Origin of the sequence: Xanthomonas sp. LMG 12462 (assembly GCF_009192885.1) — a bacterium.
GTDB classification, from domain to species: domain Bacteria; phylum Pseudomonadota; class Gammaproteobacteria; order Xanthomonadales; family Xanthomonadaceae; genus Xanthomonas_A; species Xanthomonas_A sontii.
In genome coordinates, this window is sequence record NZ_NMPP01000001.1 from 1 (window position 1) to 22,566 (window position 22,566).

General features: G+C 69.7%; 18 protein-coding genes. 4 read left to right on the forward strand and 14 right to left on the reverse strand.

Going from position 1 to position 22,566, the window contains the following annotated elements; translation table 11 throughout:
* From CEK69_RS00005 to hflK, 6 genes are all read right to left on the reverse strand, one after another.
* A partial coding sequence (locus tag CEK69_RS00005; RefSeq protein ID WP_193313843.1) for a GGDEF domain-containing protein occupies positions 1-1,659 on the reverse strand: 1,659 nt, incomplete at its 3' end.
* A gap of 372 nt (positions 1,660-2,031) precedes the next feature.
* A complete protein-coding gene (locus CEK69_RS00010) occupies positions 2,032-3,267 on the reverse strand; it encodes a hypothetical protein (RefSeq protein ID WP_150410232.1) in 1,236 nt (411 codons plus the stop codon).
* A 310-nt stretch (positions 3,268-3,577) separates the two neighbouring features.
* Complete coding sequence (locus tag CEK69_RS00015; protein WP_026144396.1) at positions 3,578-4,870, reverse strand: adenylosuccinate synthase; 1,293 nt, start codon at positions 4,868-4,870, stop codon at positions 3,578-3,580.
* A gap of 267 nt (positions 4,871-5,137) precedes the next feature.
* Positions 5,138-5,323, reverse strand: coding sequence for a DUF2065 family protein (locus CEK69_RS00020; protein ID WP_017912772.1), 186 nt, complete (start codon positions 5,321-5,323; stop codon positions 5,138-5,140).
* Between the two features lie 233 nt (positions 5,324-5,556).
* Positions 5,557-6,423, reverse strand: coding sequence for a protease modulator HflC (locus CEK69_RS00025; RefSeq protein WP_026144397.1), 867 nt, complete (start codon positions 6,421-6,423; stop codon positions 5,557-5,559).
* Entirely contained in the window at positions 6,420-7,562 is a 1,143-nt protein-coding gene (hflK, locus tag CEK69_RS00030; protein WP_026143730.1) for an FtsH protease activity modulator HflK, read from the reverse strand. The genes CEK69_RS00025 and hflK overlap by 4 nt, the downstream gene beginning before the upstream one ends.
* A gap of 142 nt (positions 7,563-7,704) precedes the next feature.
* Here hflK and CEK69_RS00035 point away from each other — a divergent pair, with 142 nt between their 5' ends.
* Both CEK69_RS00035 and pilH read left to right on the forward strand, forming a co-directional pair.
* Positions 7,705-8,709 (forward strand): acryloyl-CoA reductase, encoded by a 1,005-nt coding sequence (locus CEK69_RS00035; protein WP_152243054.1) that lies wholly within the window; start codon positions 7,705-7,707, stop codon positions 8,707-8,709.
* 82 nt (positions 8,710-8,791) lie between these two features.
* Positions 8,792-9,169, forward strand: coding sequence for a twitching motility response regulator PilH (pilH, locus tag CEK69_RS00040; RefSeq protein ID WP_010340114.1), 378 nt, complete (start codon positions 8,792-8,794; stop codon positions 9,167-9,169).
* A gap of 171 nt (positions 9,170-9,340) precedes the next feature.
* Here pilH and CEK69_RS00045 read toward each other — a convergent pair whose 3' ends face one another.
* Together CEK69_RS00045 and CEK69_RS00050 are read right to left on the reverse strand one after the other, a co-directional pair.
* Positions 9,341-10,228 carry a DnaJ C-terminal domain-containing protein gene (locus CEK69_RS00045; RefSeq protein WP_152243056.1) on the reverse strand — a complete coding sequence of 296 codons (888 nt, stop codon included), beginning with the start codon at positions 10,226-10,228 and terminating at the stop codon, positions 9,341-9,343.
* Positions 10,229-10,363: 135 nt separating this feature from the next.
* A complete protein-coding gene (locus tag CEK69_RS00050) occupies positions 10,364-10,831 on the reverse strand; it encodes an Hsp20/alpha crystallin family protein (protein WP_010341349.1) in 468 nt (155 codons plus the stop codon).
* A 169-nt stretch (positions 10,832-11,000) separates the two neighbouring features.
* Between CEK69_RS00050 and CEK69_RS00055 the strand changes: the two genes are divergently transcribed.
* Together CEK69_RS00055 and CEK69_RS00060 are read left to right on the forward strand one after the other, a co-directional pair.
* A complete protein-coding gene (locus CEK69_RS00055; RefSeq protein ID WP_150410228.1) occupies positions 11,001-11,483 on the forward strand; it encodes a peroxiredoxin in 483 nt (160 codons plus the stop codon).
* Between the two features lie 31 nt (positions 11,484-11,514).
* Entirely contained in the window at positions 11,515-12,099 is a 585-nt protein-coding gene (locus CEK69_RS00060) for a ferritin-like domain-containing protein (protein ID WP_017909166.1), read from the forward strand.
* A gap of 579 nt (positions 12,100-12,678) precedes the next feature.
* Here the strand turns inward: CEK69_RS00060 and pbpC are convergent.
* The 6 genes from pbpC to CEK69_RS00100 form a co-directional block, all read right to left on the reverse strand.
* Entirely contained in the window at positions 12,679-15,072 is a 2,394-nt protein-coding gene (gene pbpC / locus CEK69_RS00075; RefSeq protein ID WP_152243060.1) for a penicillin-binding protein 1C, read from the reverse strand.
* A gap of 139 nt (positions 15,073-15,211) precedes the next feature.
* Positions 15,212-15,700, reverse strand: a complete 489-nt coding sequence (locus CEK69_RS21150) for a HAMP domain-containing sensor histidine kinase (RefSeq protein WP_226974986.1) — start codon at positions 15,698-15,700, stop codon at positions 15,212-15,214.
* Between the two features lie 799 nt (positions 15,701-16,499).
* On the reverse strand, positions 16,500-17,894 hold the full coding sequence (locus CEK69_RS00085) for a sigma-54 dependent transcriptional regulator (RefSeq protein ID WP_152243064.1): 1,395 nt from the start codon (positions 17,892-17,894) through the stop codon (positions 16,500-16,502).
* An 82-nt stretch (positions 17,895-17,976) separates the two neighbouring features.
* Positions 17,977-20,418: an ADOP family duplicated permease gene (locus CEK69_RS00090; RefSeq protein WP_152243066.1), complete on the reverse strand. Its 2,442-nt coding sequence runs from the start codon at positions 20,416-20,418 to the stop codon at positions 17,977-17,979.
* Complete coding sequence (locus CEK69_RS00095) at positions 20,415-21,185, reverse strand: ABC transporter ATP-binding protein (RefSeq protein ID WP_017910819.1); 771 nt, start codon at positions 21,183-21,185, stop codon at positions 20,415-20,417. Before CEK69_RS00095 ends, CEK69_RS00090 begins: the two co-directional genes overlap by 4 nt.
* A 21-nt stretch (positions 21,186-21,206) precedes the next feature.
* On the reverse strand, positions 21,207-22,457 hold the full coding sequence (locus CEK69_RS00100) for an efflux RND transporter periplasmic adaptor subunit (protein WP_152243068.1): 1,251 nt from the start codon (positions 22,455-22,457) through the stop codon (positions 21,207-21,209).
* Between the last annotated feature and the right edge of the window lie 109 nt (positions 22,458-22,566).

The following is a 22,566-nucleotide window of genomic DNA, read 5'->3' on the forward strand; positions in this document are numbered from 1 at the left end:
GAAGTGGTCGATGTCCAGCAGGGCGATCAGCAGCGGTTCCTGCGTGCGCTCGGGCGTCGCGGCGGCCTCGCGCGCCTGCAGCCAGGCGGTGACGTAGCGGCGATTGCGCAGGCCGGTGAGGGCGTCTTCCTCGCTCTGGCGACGGATGGTGGCGGCGAGCTGTTCCAGTTCGCGGTGCTGCGCCTGGATCTCCTCGTTCTTGCGCGCCAGTTCCGCGTTGATGCGCCGGCGCGCGCGGCCTTCGCGCACCTTGAGCAGGAAAAAGCCGGCCAGCGCCAGCAGTGCGGCCAGCAGACCGTAGAGCACGCTGCGCTGGCGCTGCGCGCGCGCCTGCAGTTGCGCATACGCAACCTGTTCGGCGACACGGGTGCGGGCAAGTGCGGCCAGTTCGCTGTTCTTGCGCGCCAGGTCCACCGCCGATTCGAGCTCGGCGATCCGGGTCTTGGATTCGACGTTCACCGCCCTGTCGTTGACCGCCTTGTACTCGCGCATGAGGGCAAGCGCCTCGCGGTCGCGGCCGAGTGCGTCGAGGTTGTCGATCATGCGCGGGTACAGTTCCAGCCGCCGGGGGACGTTGTCCCACTGCGTGAACATCTGCCGCGCGCGCTCGAACGCGGCGGCCGCGGCGTCGCGTTGGCCGAGATCGGCCAGCACGTTGCCGAGCGTGGAATAGACGATGCCTCCCTCGCCATGGTCGCCGCCTGGCGCCGCCCCCTCCAGCATCGCGGCCGCTTCGCGCAACAAGGGCAACGCCTCCCGCGGGCGATGCTGCAGCGCAAGTACGTTGCCCAGGTTGTTCAGCAGTCCGATCAGCGACGTCTTGCCATCGGCACGCCCCGCCGCCAACGCCTGCCGGTAGATCGCTTCGGAGCGTTGCAGTTCGTTTGCGCCCTGATAGGCCGTGCCCAGGTTGTTGAGTATGTCCGCGCGCGTCAGGTCCTTGTACGGCATCGCATCGTAGGCAGCGAGCGCACGCTGGCCATAGGCGATCGCCTTTTTCCATTCGTGGGCATAGATGAACACGCCGGTGGCGTTGTGCAGCATGGAGACGTCGTCGGGCATGCCCAGCGCCTTGACCACACGCTCCGCCTCGAGCAGGGCGGCGATGGCATCGGGCATGCGCCCCTGCTGAGCCGACACCAGGAACACGGTCTGGTTGGCCTTGTACTCCACCGGATCCGGATGCCGACGTACTCTGGACAATGCGATGCGGGCGACCCGCAAGGCGTCGTCCTGCGCACCCATCTTGTAGTAGGAACGGGCCAGCAGTCGCCACAACTCGGCGATGTGCGGATCGTGCGGCAGTTCCGTTTCCAGCCGCTTCATCTCGCCTTCGAGCTGCGCGATGCGGAGCGCGTCGCGCGGCCGCCAGATCTCGGCATTGAGTTGCGTGAACAGGCGCACGCGCTGTTGCGGCGACAACGGCTGGGCGAGCAGCGCCGAGCCGATGGAAACCACCCTGTTCGGCTGGCCCGCGGCGGCAGCCGCATCGACCAGTTCCAGGCCGAGCGCGATCGAGCCTTGCTTGTCGGCCGCGGCGTCCCAGGCCGGCATGCCCATCTGCAGCGCGGCCGCCGGGTCTGCGGCACGCACCGCCGCCAAGCAGGCCGGCAACGCCTGCGCCGGTGCGCACCGCTGCATCGCGGCCGTGTGTGCCACCGCGGACGACACCAGCACACTCCCACACAGCAGCATCCTGAGCGACTGCAAGATCAAGCGACTGCGCACTGCCGTTCTCCCCAAGATGCCGCAGCACACGCCGGATCCGTGAATGCGGCGGATATCGTCGCAATCCGGTCCCACGCGCGCCGTTGCCAGCGTGCAGCGACGCCGACCCGTGCAAGGCTATCGGCCACACGGGCAATTTCTTGAGCTCTATCCCATGCAAGAAGCCACGTTACTCACGCTACGCCTGCACTCGCCTTTACCAGCGGTACCGCAACTAGCCCTTCTCCCACCGGAGAGGGGTTGGGGTGAGGGTCCGAGCACGCAGCACATCCATGCGTCCCCAACTCCAATCCCCAAGTCACATCACAGCGGCGTCAGCTGCCTGAGCTGCGCATCATCGGGAAACGCCCGCACGCGGTAACGCGGCGGATACAGCGGCGGCTGCGGCTCCATCAGGTCGCCGAACGCGGCAACAGCCTCGTCCCAGGACACCAGGACGACCGCTTCCTCCTCGGCGTCGTCGTGCGGGACGACCAGGGCGATCCGGTCGACCCTGGGCAGCAAGGTATCCACGCCCTTGGTCCAGGTGCAGAGCGAAAACTGCCGCGCGCCGTCGTCGCGCTCCTGGTAGACGCTGAACGATGCGACGAAGATGTCCTGGTCGGTCGCGTCGTGGAGCTTGTCCAGCGCCGCCTTCTGATCGGCATAGGCAGGCGCGTCCAGCAGCCGGCGCAGATCCGCCTGGCGCTGGCGATGCTCGGGCAACACCAGCGCGAACGGCACCATGCGGCGTGCCTCGTCGTAGGTGAACACCAGCGCGGAGACGTTGCGACCTTGCGCGGCCGCTTCCACGCTCAGTTCCAGCATCGCGCCGATGGCGGCGGCGTCGCGATCACCCACCACCAGCAGGCAGTCGCGCGCCGGCAGCATGAACAGCGGATTGCCCGCCACCGGTACGCGGTACAGCACGTCGGGCAGCAAGGCGCGGCTGGTGTCGTAGGCATCCTGCCATGCGCCACGGAACACGCCGGGTGCGACTTCGACGAAATGGTCGGCGGTCGCGTCACGCAGATTGTCGCGGGCGATCGCCAGGCCTTCGTCCAGGGTGATCCCCCATGCCGCGCGCGGCCCCTGGAACAGCGTGGAGATCGTATCCGGCAGATCCAACGCCAGCAGCTCGACGCAATCCTCGGCGATGTCGCGCCATGCATATGGGAATGGCGCATCGAGGCCTTTCTCCAGCAAGTGCTCCAGCCGCAGCTCCTCGAACATGCCGCGATTGCGGATCACCGGCATCAGCGTCGCGCGCACCTCGTCGAATGTCTTTTCCCGGCCACTCTCTTCCTGCGCGTTGAGCGAGGACGTCACATAGGCGCGCAATGCCTCGGCGCGGCCTTTGCGCGTCGCGGTCCTGTAGGCCTGATAGGCGTTGTGCAGATAGATGGTGTAGCCATTGCCGCCGACCAGTCGGAACGCGTCGGGCTGATAGACCAGACCCTCGCGATAGCCGCGCGCGCGCAGGGCATCGGTGTACAGCCTGGCGAAGGCGTCGGGGCTGGGCGTGCGGCGGAACAGCGTGTCGAACAGTGCAGAGAACATCGGCGGTCGTCCTTGTCGAGTGGCGGCATGCGGGCGCCGCGCGGAATGCTAGCGCAGCTTTGCGGCAGCCGCAGATGGACGCGGACTGCAGTGTCCGCAACGGCACTCCGGCAACTCCGATTGCATCGAGCAACCAGAAAGCGCGCGCACGCTGCTCGGTCAGCCGTCCCTCCCACGTGCATGCACGGCGCACCACATTACGCGTATCAGTGTGCGGCGCGAAATAAAAAGCCCCGCTGTCGCGGGGCTTTCTGGAGACTCGGCACTTCCTTCTCCCGCATGCGGGAGAAGGAGTCGCGTGCTGCCCGCCTCAGGCGAACGGATCCTGCAGCACCATGGTGTGCTCGCGGTCCGGGCCGGTGGAGACGATCGAGATCGGGCAGCCGGCCAATTCCTCCAGCGCACGCAGGTAGGCGCGGGCGGCGGGCGGCAGTTCGTCCCACACGGTGATGCCGTGGGTGTTCTCGCTCCAGCCCGGGAACTCCAGGTACACGGGGGTGCACTCTTCCCAGCCCTGCGCGTCCAGCGGCGCGTATTCGGTGCGCTTGCCGCGGTATTCGTAGGCGATGCACACCTTCAGCTTCTCCATGCCGTCGAGCACGTCGAGCTTGGTGATGCACAGGCCGGAGATGCCGTTGATGGCCACCGCGCGCTTGAGCGCGACGATGTCCATCCAGCCGCAGCGGCGCGGACGGCCGGTGGAAGCGCCGTACTCGGCGCCGCGGTCGCGGATGCCCTGGCCGATCTCGTCGTCCAGTTCGGTCGGGAACGGGCCGCCGCCGACGCGGGTGGCATAGGCCTTGGCGATGCCCAGCACGTAGTCGATGTCCTGCGCGCCCACGCCGGTGCCGGCCAGTGCGCCGCCGACGGTGGTGTTGGAACTGGTGACGTAGGGATAGGTGCCGTGGTCGATGTCCAGCAGCGCACCCTGCGCGCCTTCGAACAGCACGCGCTTGCCCTGCTTGCGCAGGTCGTGAAGGATGCCGGCGACGTCGGACTTCATCGGCTGCACGTACTCGCCGAAGGCCAGCGCTTCGTCGAAGGTCTTCTGGAAGTCGACCGCTTCCACGCCCAGGTACTTGGTCAGCACGAAGTTGTGGTAGTCCAGCGCGGTGCGCAGCAGCTCTTCCAGCTGCGGCGGGTAATGCAGGTCGGCGACGCGGATGCCGCGGCGCGCCACCTTGTCTTCGTAGGCCGGGCCGATGCCGCGGCCGGTGGTGCCGATGGCCTTGCCGCCAGCGGCCTTCTCGCGGGCCTGATCCAGGGCGATGTGGTACGGCATGATCAGCGGCGCGGCCGGCGAGATCTTCAGGCGCGACCGCACTTCCACGCCGGAGGTCTCCAGCTCCTCGATTTCCTTGCGCAGCGCGGCCGGGGAGATCACCACGCCGTTGCCGATCAGGCACAGCGCATCGTCGCGCAGGATGCCGGACGGGATCAGGTGCAGGACGGTCTTCTTGCCGTTGATGACGAGGGTGTGGCCTGCGTTGTGGCCGCCCTGGAAACGCACGACGGCACCGATTTCCTCGGTGAGCAGATCGACGATCTTGCCTTTGCCTTCATCGCCCCACTGGGCGCCGAGCACGACAACTGACTGACCCATGGCTGGGTAACTCCTGGTTTGCTGCGCGACCGTCGGGGCCACGCGGATGTGGTGGCCGTGCGGGGACCGGCCGACACCGGTGCGGCCGCTCCATCGGGGAGCGTCCAGGCGGCGGCAGGACCCATACACGGAAAAAGCCGGTCGAGACGCTCGCGTGGAGCGGGCCCGGCCGGCTTTTGTGCATTATCCGGGTTTTGGGTGGCGGTCACCACCCCTTCCCCTGCCGCGTTCAGCGACCTGCCCCGACAGCAGCGATGGCAGACGGGGTCAGGCGCGAACCCACAGCAAGGCCATCAATCCCACCGCCAGAGCTACGCCGCCAGCGATCCGCAACTGCGTGGTCGGCATGGCCAGCATCTGCTGCACCATCCGCTTCCAGGCCTCCGGCGCGACCAACAGGATCAGACCTTCGAAGACGACGACCAGGCACACCGCGGCGATCAGATCGTGCATGGGGGTCTCGGCAAGCGGGGATGGGTGGGCCGCGTCGACACTGAAGCGGCTTGATCGTTCAGGAGCGGCTGAAGTGGCGCAAGCCTTCCCGGTGAAGCCCGTCGCGACTGAAGTCGCTCCCACATAGGCTTCCTGCGCCGGGTACCGGCGTCTGCAACCGGCCATCCTGCACGCCGTCAGAGACCGGGGACCCGCCTTTGCGAATCCCCAATCCCGACTCCCCAATCCCGCCCTCAGCGATCGCTCTTGAGGTATTGCAGGAACGGATCGTTTTTGTCGAGCACGATCACGCCGTTGCCGTCGGCCATGGCGCCGCGGTAGGCCTCCAGGCTACGGTAGAAGGCGTAGAACGACGGGTCGGCGGAGCCGGCCTTGCCGTACACGCTGGCGGCCTCGGCATCGCCTTCGCCGCGCAGCTTCTGCGCGTCGCGCTCGGCCTCGGCGACCAGCACCGTGCTCTCGCGGTCGGCCTGGGCGCGGATGGTCAGTGCCTGCTCCTCGCCTTCGGCGCGCAGCTTGGCTGCTTCCTGCTTGCGCTGCGCGCGCATGCGTTCGTACACGTCGGTGATCACCTGGCTGTCGGTCGGCAGGTCGATCTGCTTGATGCGCAGATCGACGATCTGCATGCCCAGGGTCTTGCTGGCCGCGTTGATCGCCACCAGCTGCTTGGCGATCAGTTCGCTGCGATCGCCGGACACCAGCTGCTGCAGGGTGCGCGAGTTGATCTGGTTGCGCAGCGAGTCGGTGATGATCGGCGCCAGCAGGCTGTTGGCCACCTTCTCGTCGCCGCCGGTGGTGGCACGGTAGAAGGCGCGCACGTCGGAGATGTAGCCGATGGCGAAGAAGCTGACGCTGACGTCCTTCTGCTCGGCGGTGAAGTAGCGCGCCGGGTTGGTGTCGATCACCTGGAAACGGCGGTCGAACATGCGCACCGACTCGACCAGCGGCACCTTGAAGTGCAGGCCCGGCTTGAGATCGGCACGCACCACGCGGCCCAGGTTCAGCACCATCGCCGCCTTGTCCTCGGGCACCACGAACACCGAGCTGAGCAGCGCGAACAGCGCGACGACGGCAATGCCCGCCCACAATGACAGTTTCATCGCTGGATCTCCTCACGGCCGGTCGGGCGCGGCGTGCGCTCCGGGTTGCGGACACTCTCGGCCGAACTGCTGTTCAACGCCGGCATTAACACGTCCTGCGGCACCGTCGGCAGCGACGTGGTCGGCGCCGGCGGCGTCGCCGCGGCCGGCGCCTTGCTGTCGGCCGGCATCGGCACGTAGATCAGCTGGCGGCCGTCGCCGCCGATGACCTTGCGGTTCTCCGCCAGCACCTGCTGGATCGTCTCCAGCCACAGCCGCTTGCGGGTGACCTCCGGCGCGTTCTGGTACTGCTGCTGCAGCAGGGTGAAGCGCTCGGCGTCGCCCTGCGCGCGGGCGATCGCCGCTTCCTTGTAGCCTTCGGCGACGGTGCGGGTGCGTGCGGCCTGGCCACGCGCCTCCGGCACCACCTTGGCGGCGTAGGCCTGGGCCTCGTTGATCAGCCGCTCCTTGACCTGCTGGGCGCCGTTGACCTCGTCGAAGGCCGATTTCACTTCCTCCGGCGGACGCGCGTCGGGCAGGGTCAGGCCGGTCACGATCAGGCCGGTGTGATAGGCCTTCAGCGCGGCCTGCAGGCGCTCGCGCGCGGCCACCGCCATCGGCCCGCGGTTGTTGAGCACCGTATTGAGATCCGAGCGGCCGATCTGTTCGCGCACCGCGCTCTGCGCGGCCTGCTCCAGCACCAGGTCGGCGTTGCGCGCGCCGAACACGTAGGTGCGCGGGTCCTCGACCCGGTACTGCACATTGAGCGAGACGTTGACGATGTTCTCGTCGCCGGTCAGCACCGGCAGTTGGCTGTCGAAGGTCTTGATGCGGGTGGCATCGACCTTGCGCACGGTCTCGATCGGCCACGGCAGCTTGAAGTTCGGGCCCGGCTGCAGAATCCGCGAGAACTGACCGAAGCGCAGCACCACGCCGCGCTGCTGCTCGCCGATCAACTGGAAGCTGCTGAACAGCAGCACCAGCACCACCGCACCCAGGATCCAGCGGCCGATGCCGCCGCCATCGCCGAACAGGTCCTTCAACGGACCCGGCAACCCGCCCCACCTGCCTCCCCCATTGCCGCCACGCGGCGGCCAGGGACCGCGCCCGTGATTGTCGGGGCCGTCTCCGCCCTTGCCGCCAGGTGTGTTCCAGGCCATGCATGCTCCAAGAAGGAAGGTGGCGCCGCGTCGGTCACGCGCCGGTCACCGGATAATGAGTCGCCGATTCTACAAGATGGGGCAGACCCGCCGTTTCGAAAGGGTATCTTGGTGCATTCCTGCGTGCCGACCAAGGTGTTCCATGTCCGTTCCCGCCCAGTTCTCCGCCTTCCGCATCCACCAGGACGCCACCGGCTACCACGCCGGCCTCGCCCCGCTGTCGCTGGAGCAGCTCAGCGACGGCGAAGTGGTGATCCGCGCCGCCTGGTCGTCGGTGAACTTCAAGGACGCGCTGGCCGGCACCGGCCAGGGCAAGATCCTGCGCCGCTTCCCGCTGGTCGGCGGCATCGACGTGGCCGGGCACGTGGTCGCCTCCCGCGACCCGGCGTTCAAGGAAGGCGACGCGGTGCTGGTCACCGGCTGCGGCCTCAGCGAGACCCGCGACGGCGGCTACAGCGACTACGTGCGCCTGGAGTCCAAGTGGGTGGTGCCGCTGCCGGCCGGGCTGAGCCTGCGCGAGAGCATGGTGCTGGGCACCGCCGGCTTCACCGCGGCGCTGGCGCTGCTGCGCCTGCTCGACAACCGCCAGACCCCGGCGCACGGCCCGCTGTGCGTGACCGGCGCCACCGGCGGGGTCGGCTCGCTGGCGGTCGACATCTTCAGCCGCGCCGGCTTCGAGGTGCATGCGGTCAGCGGCAAGGCAGACCGCGCCGAGCAGCTCAAGGCCTGGGGCGCCACCCAGGTGCTCGGCCGCGAGGCCCTGCAGACCAGCCGGCCGCTGGAATCGGTGCGCTTCGGCGGCGGCCTGGACAACGTGGGCGGGGCGATGCTGACCAGCCTGCTGGCGCAGACGGCGCCGTACGGCAATGTCGCCAGTGCCGGCCTGGCCGCGACCGCGGAGCTGGACATGACGGTGATGCCCTTCATCCTGCGCGGGGTGTCGCTGCTGGGCATCGGCTCGGCCGGCACCGCCCGCGACCTGCGCGACCGCATCTGGCAGCACCTGGGCAGCGACTGGAAGCCGCGCCACCTGGAGACGATCTGCACCCGCGAAGTGGACCTGGCCGGCCTGCCGGAGGTGTTCGCGACGATGCTGGCCGGGCAGTCGTTCGGGCGCACCGTGGTGCGGCTGGATCCAAGCGCGTAGCCACGCCGACGCTTTGTGACACGCAACGCTTTCCGCCTTCGCGCCGCTGCCTCTACACTCGGAGCCTCCTAGGGGGAACTACATGGCACGCATTCTGATCGTCGACGATTCGCCGTCGCAGTTGCTGGGCATCCAGCGCATCGTCGAAAAACTGGGGCACGAAACGATCACCGCCACCGACGGCGCCGCCGGCGTGGAAGCGGCCAAGGCGGCCTTGCCGGATCTGGTGCTGATGGACGTGGTGATGCCGAACCTCAACGGTTTCCAGGCCACCCGCACCCTGCGCCGCGAGCCGACCACGCAGAACATCCCGGTGATCCTGGTCACCACCAAGGACCAGGACACCGACCGCATGTGGGGCATGCGCCAGGGCGCCCGCGCCTACATCACCAAGCCGTTCTCCGAGGACGAGCTGTACGAGGTGATCGAGCGTGTGTTCAGTGGCGAGGATGCGCCTTAAAAGCCGGGAATCGGGATTGGGGAGTGGGGAGTCGTAAGGGCGGGTTTCCGGGCGGCGTTTGCGCGCGCAGCGTGAGGCCGCATTGCACTCGGCGCCCTCCTACGACGCCACAGCGCGAGGGGAGCCCGCTTTTGCGAATCCCCAATCCCGACTCCCCAATCCCGCCTCACTTCACACGGCCTCGCCAAACGCCTTGGCCAACCCGCGATACGCCTTGCGCTGCGCTTCGGTTTCCGGCGCTGGCGCCAGCACTTCCAGTTCGACGATCTGGTCGCCCGGCGGGGTGCCGGGCAGGCCGCGGCCGCGCAGGCGCAGCTTGCGACCGGCGTCGGACTCCGGCGGGATCTTCAGTTCCACCGCCCCGCCCAGGGTCGGCACGCTGATGCTGGTACCCAGCGCCGCCTGCCACGGCGTCACCTGCAGGGTGTAGAGGATGTTGCGGCCGTCCACCTCGAACTGCGGGTGCGCGGCGTACTCGATCTCCAGCAGCAGGTTGCTGCCGCCGTTGCCCTGCCCGCCCAGCCGGATCACCTGGCCGGGGCGCACGCCCTTGGGCACGCGCACGTCCAGCTGCTTGCCGTTGATGGTGATGCGCACGCTGTCGCCGGCGTACACCGCCTCCAGCGGCACCGCCAGCTTGGCGCGGGTGTCGCCGCGCGGCGCGCCCGGTCCCGGACCGGGGCCGGCGCCGCCCTGGCGGGCACGCTGCTGGCGGGCGAACAGACTCTCGAAGAAATCGCTGAAGCCGCCGCCGGCGCCGCCGTTGCCGAACACTTCCTCGAAGTCGAAGCCCTGCCCACCGCCGTAGTTCGGCGGCGCGTGGAACTCCTCGCCCGGCCGATAGCCCTGCGCGCGCAACTGATCGTAGGCGGCGCGCTTGGGCGGGTCGCGCAAGGCCTCGTAGGCCTCGTTGATCGCCTTGAACTTCTCTTCGGCCCCAGGCTCCTTGCTGACATCGGGATGGTACTTGCGCGCCAGCCGCCGGTACGCGGTCTTGATCTCGGCATCGCCGGCGCTGGGTTCCACGCCCAGGGTCGCGTAGTAATCCTTGAATTCCATCCATCACCTCAAAAAGAGTCGGCCCGCCGCCTTGCGGCAACGGGCCGGTTGCATGCACTGCGCCATCGCCCGGCCATTCTACGGCCGGTGGCGAGGGCGCGGCGTCGCGGTGGCGACGCCGCTGCGAGCAGGCGCTTACTGCACGATCGTGGCCCCGGTATCGACCTGGATGCGACGCGGCGTGCTCGCCGGACGCTTGGGGATGCGCACTTCCAGCACCCCATGGTAGCCGGTGGCGGAAATGCCGTCCGGATCGGCGCTGTCGGGCAGCGCGAAGCGGCGGTGGAAGCTGCCGTAGCGGCGCTCGATGCGCGAGAAACGCTCGGTGTCGGCAGCCGATTCGCTCTTGCGCTCGCCCTTGATCGAGAGGATGCCCTTGTCCATCGACACCTCGATCTCCGACGGGTCGATGCCCGGCAGATCGGCGTACAGCACAAAACGCTCCGGCTCCTCCTTGATGTCCACGCGCGGCACCCACTGCGCGGTGACGACGGCCGATTCGTCGGTGCCGCCGTTGGGGTCGAAGAAGCGGTCGAACACCTGCTTGATCTCGTTCTGGAATGCGGCCTGGGCCGGCCACTGGCGATAACGGACGATGCTCATCGTGGTCTCCTGAAACGTGAATGAGGTACACCCCGGAGGGGACGGTTCGCGGCGGCGGGACCGGCCCGCCGTCCATGCCGGTCAGATAGGCCTGCCGCGGCGCTTTTCAAGGCGTTGACGCCACCTTCCCATTTCCGTTTCTAGACTCGGTTCATCCAAGGAGCCCGACATGCCCATCCAGACCGGCGAACGCATTCCCGAAGTGGTGCTGCAGCGCATCCGCGACGGCGTGGAAGCCGTGGACACGCGCACGTTGTTCGACGGCCGCCGCGCGCTGTTGTTCGCGGTGCCTGGCGCCTTCACCCCGACCTGTTCGGAGAAGCACCTGCCCGGCTATGTGGAGCACTTCGAAGAGTTCCGCAAGCGCGGCATCGAGGTGTACTGCATGGCGGTCAACGACCCGTTCGTGATGCAGGCCTGGGGCAAGAGCCAGTTGGTGCCGGACGGTCTGCAGATGCTGTCCGACGGCAATGGCGCCTTCGCCAAGGCGCTGGGCCTGGAACTGGACGCCAGCAGCTACGGCATGGGCGTGCGGGCGCGCCGCTTCGCGCTGTACGCCGACGACGGCGTGGTGCAGGCGCTGTTCGTCGAGGCGCCGGGCGAGTTCAAGGTCTCCGCCGCCGACTACGTGCTGCAGCACCTTCCCGACTGATCCCCTTACCCACCACAGGAAACGGCCAGCCATGTCCAACAAGCCAGCCACCCCGAAGACCGATGCCAAGCCGCTGCAGCACACCGCCGGCCTCACCGACACTGCCACGCTGCGCGCCAACGCCCGCCAGAGCATCGAAGACGGCGCGATCACCAAGAGCTACAGCGCCGACCGCGAGGCGGTGATCAAGATGCTCAACGACGCGCTCGCCACCGAGTACGTGTGCGTGCTGCGCTACTACCGCCACTACTTCATGGCCGCCGGCATGCTCGCCGATGCGGTCAAGGCCGAGTTCCTGGAGCACGCGCAGCAGGAGCAGGCGCACGCGCACAAGCTGGCCGAGCGCATCGTGCAGCTGGGTGGCGAGCCGGACCTCAATCCGGACACGCTGACCGCGCGCTCGCATGCCGAGTACAAGGAAGGCGAGGATCTGCGCGACATGGTCAAGGAGAATCTGATCGCCGAGCGCATCGCCATCGACAGCTATCGCGAGATGATCAATTTCGTCGGCGACAAGGACACCACCACCAAGCGCATCCTGGAAGACATCCTGGCCCAGGAGGAAGAGCATGCCGACGAGTTTTCGGACATGCTGGAAGGCTGGATCGGCAAGTAAGCCGGTTCCGCATTCAAGCGCTTTCGTGGGAGCGGCTTCAGCCGCGACAGGCCGTCTCGATGGCGCCTGCCGCGGCGGAAGCCGCTCCTGCTTTTTTTCTTTTCGCGCGATACGCAAATCTCAAGCGAAAGCGAAGGCTTTCGCCCTTGCGGGCGAGTCACTTTTCTTTGCTTGTGCAAAGAAAAGTAACCAAAAGAAAGCACACCCTGCCTCGCGCCCTCCGCGCTGACGCGCTCCGGGTCCGCGTCCAGCCCGGGGATCCGCGGAAGGGGCATCCTGCCCCTGCCGCGGACGGCGCACATCCTTGTGCGCCGCCCTTCGGGTGTTTCCCCGCGCTGGCCGCCGCTTCGGAAGGGAACCCGGCAAGTCAAAAGCAACAGCAAGAGCGACAGCAACAGCCAAAGCCGAAGCCGAAGCCGAAGCCAAGCGACAGCCCCCCAGGGACTCGCGGTTATCGGTGTCCGGGAGCGATTGTGGGAGGAACTTCAGTCCCGACTGCTTCCGAGGTCGGATCGCCCGCCTACTCTGATCGTCGTCGTTGCGTGACAGTTGGCTTCTACGAGCGCGCGCCACCGCTGCTCAACGCAACACCCGGAACCGCACCTGGGTCCAGGCGCCGTTGCTGGCCAGGGCGGTCAGGGTGTGGTCGCCGGCGTCGGCGAAGTCGCGCTGGAAGGTGCGTGCGCCCTCGGTGCGGGCGATCCAGCGGCCGTCCAGCAGCCAGTCCACCGGGGTGCTCGTGCCCAGCGCGCGTACCTGCAGACGCACCGTGGTGCTGCCCGGCGCGCGCGCCAGGGTGGCGCGGTCGTTGAGGCCTTCGATACGCAATACGTCGCTGCGGCCACGGCCGTCGTCGCGGCAGTCCGGCGACAGCGCCGGCAGTTGCCCGGCCTGGCGCTCGCTGGCGTGCAGCCACGGGGTCAGCAGCGCCGGCCAGCGCGCCAGGTCGCGGGTGACCGCCTCATGCGGCTGCGCGCAGTCAGGCGACAGGCGCAGGCCGCTGTGCGCGTCCACCTGCACGGTCTCGCGGCCGGCGCTCCACAGCCGCGCGTCGCGCTCGGCGAAGGTCGGCGGCACCGCGCCATCCAGCGCATAGGCGGAGAAACGGCGCTGGCACAAGGCCGGCGGCGTCTGCTCGGCGGCGATGCCCAGCGGCCAGCATACGTCCACCTGCTGCACCGTCGCCGGCATCGGCCGCGGTGCGTTGTCGCCGCGCAGGCGCGGCAGGCTGTCGATGGTCTCGAACATCAGCGGCAAGGCGGTCACCGCGCCGTATTGGCCGGGCAACGGCGTGCCGTCGGGACGGCCCACCCACACGCCGACGGTGTAGCGGCGGGTGCTGCCGATCGCCCAGGCATCGCGGTAGCCGTAGCTGGTGCCGGTCTTCCACGCTACCCGCGGGCGCGTCCCGACATCGAAGGTGCCGACGCCGTAGCCCGGACGCGGATTGGCCTCGAGCATCTCGCGCACGATCCAGGCCGCGCCGGGCGACATCAGGCGCCGTTCGATGCGCTTGTCGGTTGCGCTGTAGCGCACGTGGCCGGCGATGCCGTCGCGGTTGAGCGCGGCGAAGGCGCCGACCAGTTCCTCCAGCTTGGCGCCGGTGCCGCCGAGGATCAGCGCCAGGTTGGGCGTGCTGCCGCGCGGGAACTTCAGGCCGATGCCGGCGTTGCTCAGGCGCGCGGCGAAGCGCGCCGGGCCGACCCGGTCGAGCAGGTCCACCGCCGGCACGTTGAGCGACAAACGCAGGGCGCTGGCCGCGCCGATCGGGCCGTTGAAGGCTTCGTCGAAATTGCCCGGGCGGTAGTCGCCGAAACTCTGCGGCGCGTCGACCAGCAGGCTCTCCGAATGGATCAGGCCATCGTCCAGGGCCATGCCGTACAGGAACGGCTTGAGCGTGGAGCCTGGCGACCGCCAGGCCTGCACCATGTCCACGTCGCCGAGCCGGCGGCGGTCGCCGAACTGCACCGAGCCGATGTAGGCGCGCGCCTGCAGGTCGCGATTGTCCACCACCAGCAAGGCCGCGGAAGTGCGCTCGGGCAACTGCGAGAAGTAGGCGCTGACCCGGTCCTCCAGCGTGCGCTGCAGGTCGGCGTCGAGGGTGGAGACGATGTGCGCGGTATGCGGGTGCTGCTGACGCAGGCGCTCGGCCAGCAGCGCGGCGTGCAGCGGCGTCTGCAGCGAGCGCGCCACCACCGGTTCGATGCGCGCATCGTCGACCTGCGCGCGCGGCCACACGCGCAGCGCGACCATGCGTTCGAGCACCTTGTCGCGCGCGGCGCGCGCCGCCTCCGGATGCCGGTCCGGACGCAACCGGCTTGGCGCCTGCGGCAGTACCGCCAGCAACGCCGCCTCGGCCTGCGACAGACGCGCGGCCGGCTTGCCCAGGTAGGCCCAGCTCGCCGCCTCCACGCCTTCGATGGTGCCGCCGTAAGGCGCGCGCTCCAGGTACAGCTGCAGGATCTGCCGCTTGCTCAGGTGCGCTTCCAGCTGCAGCGCACGCAGCGCCTGCTGCGCCTTGCCCCACGGCGTGCGCGTACTGACCTCGGGCGGCATCAGGATGCGCGCCACCTGCATGGTCAGGGTGGAACCACCGGAGACGATGTGGCGCGAGAACAGCCACTGCTTGGCCGCGCGCAGCAGCGCCCAGGGATTGACCCCGGGGTGCTGCCAGAACCAGCGGTCCTCGTAGTTCAGCAGCGCCTGCAGGTACAGCGGCGAGACGCTGTCCGGGGTGGCCGGATAGCGCCAGACGCCGTTGCTGTCGGCGAAAGCACGCAGCGGGGTGCCGTCGGCGGCCACCACCAGGGTCGAGGTGTCGCGCGACTTCGGCAGCGGCAGCGGAAACGCCAGGTCCAGCAACAACAGACTCGACAGCAGCGCCACCGTGCCCCAGCGCAGCCACGGCAGCAGGCGCGTCCAGCGCCGGGGGCGCCGCGCGACGTGCGAGGCGGCGGTGTCGTCCAGTGGCATGCGGGCTCCCGATGGAAGCGGCCATTTTGCCTGTTGCGGCGACGGCGCGGCGAGCGGGATATCCCCTGCCCGTTCGGTATCGCCGACGATGGGTGCCCAACTGCTCCGGGGCACCAGCAACAAAGCGCTCCTTCTGCCACTACGCCAGCGGCAATCGCAGCGTCGCCACGCTGCCTTGCGCGTCCGTACGGGCCTCCAGGCTCAGGCTGCCGCCCTGCGCTTCCAGGATCTGCCGCGATAGCACCAGGCCGATACCCGAACCGCCGGGCTTGGTGGTGAAGAACGGCACGAACAGATTGTCGCTGGGCGGCAGGCCGGCACCGCCGTCGCACACCTCGATCGACACGCTGGCGCCGTCGGCACTCGTGCGCAGCGTCACCGGCGCGCTGCCGCCAGCTTCCAGCGCGTTGCGCAGCAGGTTGATCAGCACCTGTTCGAGCTGGTCGGCGTCGGCGCACGCATGCAGCGACGGCGCGACCTCGACCTGCACTCGTGCATCGTCCAGCAGCCGCTGCACACGCGCGCAAAGCGGCGCCAGCGCCACTGGCGCCGGGACCGGCGCGGGCAGCCTGGCCAACCGCGCGTAGCCGCCCAGGAAGCGCTGCAGCGCCGCGCTGCGCTGTTCGATCACGCCCAGTCCGTTGTGCAGATCGGCCTGCAGCTCGGCGTCGAGCGCCTGCGGCGCGGCCGCCAGCAGCCGCGCGAGCGTGTCGGCGATCGAGGCGATCGGCGTCAGCGAGTTGTTGATCTCGTGACTGAGCACGCGCAGCAGGCGACGGAAGGCCTGCGCCTCCTCCTCGCGCAGTGCGCGCTCCATCGGCTGCACCAGCAGCAGGCGCCCGGCCTGGCTGCGGCTGCGCAAGGCGGCGTGGCCGATCTGCCAGCGCCCCTGCTGTCCGGCGAACGCATGCGCCTGGATGCTGCCCGACGGCACATCGAACAGGGCGGCCAGTCCCAATGCCTGCGCGGATTGCCCGATCGCCTGCTGCGCGGCGACGCCGAGCAGGCGCTCGCCGGCCGGATTGACCAGGCGCAGGCGCTGGTCCTGTTCGAAGGCGAACACCGCCCCGTCCAGCGCCGCCAGGGTCTTGCTCAGCAGTTGCAGGCTCTCGTGCGAATCGCGCTGTTCGTCCTGCAGGCGTTGCGCCAGGGCGTTGAACCGCGCCAGCAGGCCGTCGGCATCGCGCGCGTCCTGCGCCGCACGCACGCTGTAGTCGCCCTCGCGCAGCGCGTCCAGCAGGCCACCGAGGGTGCGCAGACGCTGCCCGGCGTCGCGCTGCTGCCAGCGCCACAGCGCAGCGGTCAGCAGCAGCACGCACAGCAGCAACAGCAACGCCTCGGGCCACCGCGGCGCGCCGGCGGCGAGCACCAGCACCAAGGCCAGCGCGGCCGGCGCCACCAGCCACAGCGGCCGGAAGCGCTGTCGCTCAGCCGGCGTCATCGCTGCGCAGCCCGTGCTTGCCCAGGCGCCGGTACAGGCTCTGCCGGGTGATGCCGAGCTGGTCGGCGGTGCGCTGCAGGTTGCCCTGGTGCTGTGCCAGCGCCTGCTTCAGCAGCAGCGCCTCGGCTTCTTCCAGGGTGAGTTGCGTCGACAGTGCCGGCGCGGCATTCGTCGCCGGCTGCAGGCGCAGGTCGTCGCTGCCCAGGGTGCTGCCATCGGCCAGCAGCGCCGCACGCTCCATCGCATGCGCCAGTTCGCGCACGTTGCCGGGCCAGGCGTAACCGAGCAGCGCGCGCTCGGCGTCGCGCGCCAGCGTCGGCAGCGGCCGCCGGTAGCGGGTGCAGGCGGCGGCCAGGTAATGCCGCGCCAGCGGCAGGATGTCGGCGCCGCGCTCGCGCAGCGGCGGCACGCGTACCTGGAAGGTGTTGAGCCGGTACAGCAGATCCTGGCGGAAGCGGCCGGCCGCCACGTCCGCCTCCAGATCGGCATTGGTCGCCGCGACGATGCGCACGTCCACCCGTTGCGTGCGCGAGGAGCCGAGCCGCTCGAACTCGCCGTCCTCGATCGCGCGCAGCAGCTTGGGCTGCTGCTGCAGCGGCAGGTTGCCGATTTCGTCCAGGAACAGGGTGCCGCCGTCGGCCAGTTCGAAACGGCCGGCGCGGTCCTGGCGCGCGTCGGTGTAGGCGCCGCGCACGTGACCGAACAGTTCGGCCTCGAACAGGGTGGGCGCCAGGCCGCCGATGTTGACCTTGACGAAGGCCTGCGTGCGGCGCGGCGACCACTGGTGCAGCAGCTGCGCCAGCAAACTCTTGCCAGTGCCGTTCTCGCCCAGCAGCAGCACGTTGGCGCCGCTGCCGGCGATGCGCAGCAGATCCTCGACCAGCTGCTGCATCGGTGCCGATTCGGCGACGAAGCCGGCGGCGCCGTCCTGCAGCAACAGCGCCTGCGCCTCGCCCAGCCGTTGCGCAGCGCGGCGGCTGCGATCCAACGCGATGCGGCTCTCCAGCACCGCCAGGACCCGCGCGTTCTGCCAGGGCTTTTCGATGAAATCCACCGCGCCCTCGCGCATCGCCGCCACCGCCAGTTCGATGCTGGCCCAGGCGGTCATCGCGATCACCGGCAGCCCCGGCCACTGCGCGGCGATCTGCGCGATCAATGCCAGGCCTTCGGCGCCGGAGGTGGTGTCGCGGGCATAGTTCATGTCCACCAGCACCGCGGCGAACGCGTCGCCGCGCAGGCAGGCCAGCGCCAGCTCCGGCGACTCGGCGCCGACCATGCCGTAGCCGGCGCTCTTGAGCAGCATGCGCAAGGCCTCGCGTACGTCGGCCTGGTCGTCAACGACGAGGATGCGCGGCAGCGGCGGTGTGCGGGCGTCGGTCATGGCGCAGAGTCTAGCGGCCAGGCGTGGCGGACAGGCGCCACGGCGCCTGTGGTGGCGTACCCGCATCGGAACGCAAAGCGCATCATTCGGCGCGCAAGGCCTGCATCGGCGGCACCCGCGCCGCGCGCCGCGCCGGTGCCAGCGCGGCGAGCAGGCCGGCCGCGGCCAGCACCAGCAGCACCGCACCGATCGCCAGCGGGTCGGCCACGCGCACCTCGAACAAGTACCGCTGCAACAGTCGCGACAGCGCCATCGCCACGCCCAGGCCCAGCAGCAGGCCCACCCCGATCTGCACGCCGGCCTCGCCCAACACCTGCCGCCGCAACCGCGCCGGCGGCGCGCCGAGCGCGGCGCGCACGCCGAACTCATGCTGGCGCGCGGCCACCGCCACCGCCATCACCGCATACAGGCCGACCGCCGCCAGCAACAAGGCCAGCCCCGCGAACAGGCCCACCAGCAGCAGGTTGAGCTTCTGTTCGCCGGTGGTGCTGGCGACCAGCGTCTGCATCGGTTGCAGCTCGGCGATCGGCTGCTGCGGCGCCACTTCGTCGATGGCGGCACGCAGCGTGCGATCGTCGGCACCCAGTGCGCCGGCTCGCAGATGCACCGCATAGGTCAGCGCGCAGAAGCCGCGGAGGATCTGCCACATCGGCTCGCTCATCTGTGCCAGCGGCTGGTACACGGTCGGCTCCGGTGGCTCGGCCGGGCTGGTGTGGCGCACGTCGCCGACCACGCCGACCACGCGCATCGACATGCGGTGGTCGCCGCCGTCGTCGGGCAAGCTGACGATCTTGCCGAGCGCCTGCCCGTGCAGGTAACGCGCAGCGAAGCTGGCGCTGACCACGCAGACACGCTCGCCTCCGGCCACATCGCTGTCGGCAATCCCGCGCCCGGCCAGCAAGGGAATGCGGAAGACCTCCAGGAACTGCGGCGTGGCCAACCGGTACTGGCTATCGACGGACGGCGCGCCATCGATCTCCACACTCCAGCTCAACCGCGTCGCCGTCGGCGGATTGGTCGACACCCCCACGCGGTCGATGCCAGGCACCTGCTGCAAGCGCGCGACGATGCGCCGGGTCTGCTCCACCGCATCGGCCGCGGTGACGTAGCGCTCCTTCACCGGCGCCAGAGTGAACACCACCGCCGAGCGGCTCTCGAAGCCCATCGGCACCTCCGCCAGCTTCTGCAGGGTGCGGGTGAACAGGGCCGCGCCGATCAGCAGCACCACGGCGATGGCCACCTGCGCGATCACCAGGACGCGGCCAAGACGGCCGGCCTGCAGGCTCCAGCCGCCGCGCCCACCGCCAGCCAGTTCAGTCACCAGATTGCGGCGGCGGCCGCGGACGATGCCCAGCGCTGCGGCCAACAGCGCCGTCGCACCGCCGGCCAGCAGCGCAAACAGCACGCTGGCGCCGCTCAGATGCGGCGCCTCGCCGCGCATCCACATCAGCGGCACCCAGCCGCCGAGCAGACGCAGCCCCAGCCAGGCCAGCACCAGGCCGGCCAGGCTGCCGAGCGCGCCGATCAGCACGCCTTCGGCCAATGCCGGCAGGCTCAAGCGCAGCCACGAGGCGCCCAGTGCGGCACGCACCGCGCTGTCGTGGCTGCGCCCGAGCGCGCGCAACAACATCAGGCTGGTCAGGTTGATCGCGGCGATCAGCAGCACGCAGGCGGCCGCGGCGAAGAACAGCCACAGGGTGTTGCCGCTGTTGGCGTCGTACAGGCTGTCCTGCAACGGCAGCGCATTGGGCGGCCGTCGCTGCAGCGACGCCCACCACGACGCGTCCATGTGCGGGCTGTTGCGCAACAGGGCCTGGAGCGTCGTCGCGGTCTGCGCGGACGCGGCGGCCGCGCTGACGCCGGGCCGCAACCGCGCCACCACGATCTCGTTGGTGGACAGGTTGGTCGCGGCCAGGTCCGGCTGCATGTTGCGGATCAGATCGAACGGCTCGGCCCAGGGGAAGGCCGCCGGCAGCACGCCGACGATCTGCACCGGCTTGCCTTCCACCTGCAGGGTGCGTCCCACCGCAGACGGGTCGCCATCGAAATAGCGCTGCCAGAAGCGGTGGCTGAGGATCACCGCCTGCGGCCCGCCAGGCCGGCTTTCCTCGTCGTTGAAGTTGCGCCCGGCCGCCATCGGCAGGCCGAGCGTGCGCAGGAAGCCGGCATCGGCACTGATCGACGCGACCACCTCGCTGGCAGCGCCGCGGGCGACGTTGGCCGGCACCGGGAACCCGCGCGCGATGCCCACCGACTGCAGGCTCGACATGCGCCGCAACACCGGGTAATAGCCGGGCGCAGCGACATTGCGGCCAGGGTCGCTGGACAGGCCGAGGGTGACCAGTCGCTCCGGCTGCGGGAACGGCAGCGGCTTCAGCAAGGCCTGGTCGAGCAGCGCGAACACCGCGGTGGTGGTGGCCACGCCCAGCGCCAGGGTCAGCACCGCCAGCAGCAGATAGCCCGGCTTGCGCGCGAGCGTGCGCCAGGATTGCCGCATCTCGGCCCACTGCAGGGCGGCGCTCATCGTGCCTGCCCCACAGCGCGCGCCGGCAGCGCCACGTCCTGTTCGTGGCGCAACCGCTCGAAGGTGTCTTCGTCGACGATGCGGCCGTCGAGCATGTGCACGATGCGCTGCGCGCGCCGCGCGAACGCCGGATCGTGGGTGACCATGCACAAGGTGGTGCCGTGGTCGTGCAGTTGTTCCAGCAACTGCATCACCGCCTCGCCGTTGCGGCTGTCCAGGTTGCCGGTCGGTTCGTCGGCGAGCAGGATCGCCGGGTTGCCGGCCAGTGCGCGCGCCACCGCCACGCGCTGCTGCTGGCCGCCGGACAACTGCCCCGGATAGTGCTTGTGGCGATGCTGCATGCCGACCAGCTCCAGCACCTCGCGCACGCGCTGGCGGATCTGGCCGCGCTGGGCGCCCTCGCGGTAGGTCAGCGGCAGCGCCACGTTCTCTTCCACGGTGAGGTCGGCGATCAGGTTGAAGGCCTGGAAGATGAAGCCGATCTCGGCGTTGCGGATGCGTGCGCGGCCGACCGTGTCCAGCTCGGCGACGCTGCGGCCGTTGAGCCGGTAGGTGCCGCCGCTGGGCGCATCGAGCAGGCCCAGGATCGACAGCAGGGTCGACTTGCCGCAGCCGGACGGGCCGGTGATGGCGACGAAATCGCCAGGCGCCACGTCCAGTGCGATCTCGGCCAGGGCGTGGGTTTCCACTTCCTCGGTGTGGAACACCTTGCTGAGCCCGTGCAGGTGGATCAGCGGCGCGGCGGATGGTGCGGGAACTGCGGTCATGCGGGATCTCTCCTGGTGAGGCTAGCGTAAGCGCAAGGTGGCGTCGGCATTCCACTGGCTGGTGTCGGACAGCACGACGCGGTCGCCGGCGCGCAGGCCGGCGCGGACTTCGATACGGTCGCTGGAGGCGGCGCCGAAGCGCACGCGGATGCGCTGCGCGGTGTCGCCGCCGTCGCGCAGCACGAACAGGCTGCCGGCGGCGTTGGGCACGGCCAGCGCCGGGCGCGGGATGCTGACCACGTCTCGCAGCGTGCCGAGCACGATGCGGCCATCCACCGACAGGTCCGGGCGCACGCCGGGCGGCAACGGCGGCGTCAGCCGCACGTCGACCGCCACGCTGCCGCTGCGCACCGCCGGATCGATCCGCGCCACCTGCCCGCCGACCACACCGTTGTGCGTGTCCACCGCCACCGGCAGGCCTTCGATCACGTCCTTGGCCAGGACTTCGGGCACCTGCAGGCGCGCCAGCAGATCGTCCGGGCGCGCCACCCGCGCCAGCTTGGCGCCGGCCTCGACGCGCTGACCGGGCTCCACGTCCACCTGCTGCAGGATGCCGTCGCTGCCGGCACGCACCTGCAGCGAGTCGGCCTGTTGCGTGGCGATGGCCAGCGCACTGGCGGCCTGCTCGCGCCGTGCCTGTGCCGCACGCAGTTGCGCCGCCATGTTCTGCCGGAACGCGGCGACGCGCTTGCGTTCGATATCGGCACGGCCGCGTTGCTGCGCCTCGACGATCTGGCTCTGGGTCAGGTCGATCGCCGAGATCGCGCCGCCGTCGTGGCCGCGCCGGTAGGCCTTGGCCTTGATCTGCGCGATCTGCAACTCGGACTCGGCCTGCGCCTGCAGCGCCTGCTGGTCCAGCAGTTGCGAGGCCAACGCGGCGTGCAGTGCGGCCAAGTCGGCATCGGCGCCGGCCAGCGCGGCGCGTGCGCGATCCAGGCCGGCCTCCAGTTCCGGGTTGACCAGTTGCAGGATCGGCGTATCGGCCAGCACGCGCGCGCCGGCCTCGACCCGTTGCTGTTGCACGGTGGCCGGCGCCCCGGCGGTGATCCAGCGGATCTGCCGTGGCACCAGCACGCCGTTGGCGCGGACCTCGCGACGCATCTCGCCGCGCGTGGCCGCATCGATCCACACTTCGCTGCGCGCCACCCTTGGTGCGGCGCGGCCGCTGCCGAGCAGCGCAACGCCCAACAGCACCACGCCGATGGCGGCCGCCACCAGCCAGCGGCGGCGGCGGTGCCAGAACGAACGGTTCGGGGATTTCGCGATATCCATGCCTGCTGTACAGCAGGCCGCATGCCAATCGGCGAACCGCGCTAACCCATTGAATCCGTTGCGCCGCGACCGCTGCGCGCGCGGTCGCGGCGTCCGCAAGCGGTCGCGC

What these genes read in the sequence shown, in the direction of transcription:
- CEK69_RS00045 (WP_152243056.1), bottom strand. Translation starts at nt 10,228, where the DNA reads ATGGAATTCAAGGATTACTACGCGACCCTGGGCGTGGAACCCAGCGCC.
- CEK69_RS00055 (WP_150410228.1), top strand. Translation starts at nt 11,001, where the DNA reads ATGCCCATCCAGACCGGCGAACGCATTCCCGAAGTGGTGCTGCAGCGC.
- pilH (WP_010340114.1), top strand. Translation starts at nt 8,792, where the DNA reads ATGGCACGCATTCTGATCGTCGACGATTCGCCGTCGCAGTTGCTGGGC.
- pbpC (WP_152243060.1), bottom strand. Translation starts at nt 15,072, where the DNA reads ATGCCACTGGACGACACCGCCGCCTCGCACGTCGCGCGGCGCCCCCGG.
- CEK69_RS00015 (WP_026144396.1), bottom strand. Translation starts at nt 4,870, where the DNA reads ATGGGTCAGTCAGTTGTCGTGCTCGGCGCCCAGTGGGGCGATGAAGGC.
- CEK69_RS00035 (WP_152243054.1), top strand. Translation starts at nt 7,705, where the DNA reads ATGTCCGTTCCCGCCCAGTTCTCCGCCTTCCGCATCCACCAGGACGCC.
- CEK69_RS00050 (WP_010341349.1), bottom strand. Translation starts at nt 10,831, where the DNA reads ATGAGCATCGTCCGTTATCGCCAGTGGCCGGCCCAGGCCGCATTCCAG.
- CEK69_RS00095 (WP_017910819.1), bottom strand. Translation starts at nt 21,185, where the DNA reads ATGACCGCAGTTCCCGCACCATCCGCCGCGCCGCTGATCCACCTGCAC.
- CEK69_RS00085 (WP_152243064.1), bottom strand. Translation starts at nt 17,894, where the DNA reads ATGACCGACGCCCGCACACCGCCGCTGCCGCGCATCCTCGTCGTTGAC.
- CEK69_RS00090 (WP_152243066.1), bottom strand. Translation starts at nt 20,418, where the DNA reads ATGAGCGCCGCCCTGCAGTGGGCCGAGATGCGGCAATCCTGGCGCACG.
- CEK69_RS00010 (WP_150410232.1), bottom strand. Translation starts at nt 3,267, where the DNA reads ATGTTCTCTGCACTGTTCGACACGCTGTTCCGCCGCACGCCCAGCCCC.
- CEK69_RS00100 (WP_152243068.1), bottom strand. Translation starts at nt 22,457, where the DNA reads ATGGATATCGCGAAATCCCCGAACCGTTCGTTCTGGCACCGCCGCCGC.
- hflK (WP_026143730.1), bottom strand. Translation starts at nt 7,562, where the DNA reads ATGGCCTGGAACACACCTGGCGGCAAGGGCGGAGACGGCCCCGACAAT.
- CEK69_RS00060 (WP_017909166.1), top strand. Translation starts at nt 11,515, where the DNA reads ATGTCCAACAAGCCAGCCACCCCGAAGACCGATGCCAAGCCGCTGCAG.
- CEK69_RS00025 (WP_026144397.1), bottom strand. Translation starts at nt 6,423, where the DNA reads ATGAAACTGTCATTGTGGGCGGGCATTGCCGTCGTCGCGCTGTTCGCG.
- CEK69_RS00020 (WP_017912772.1), bottom strand. Translation starts at nt 5,323, where the DNA reads ATGCACGATCTGATCGCCGCGGTGTGCCTGGTCGTCGTCTTCGAAGGT.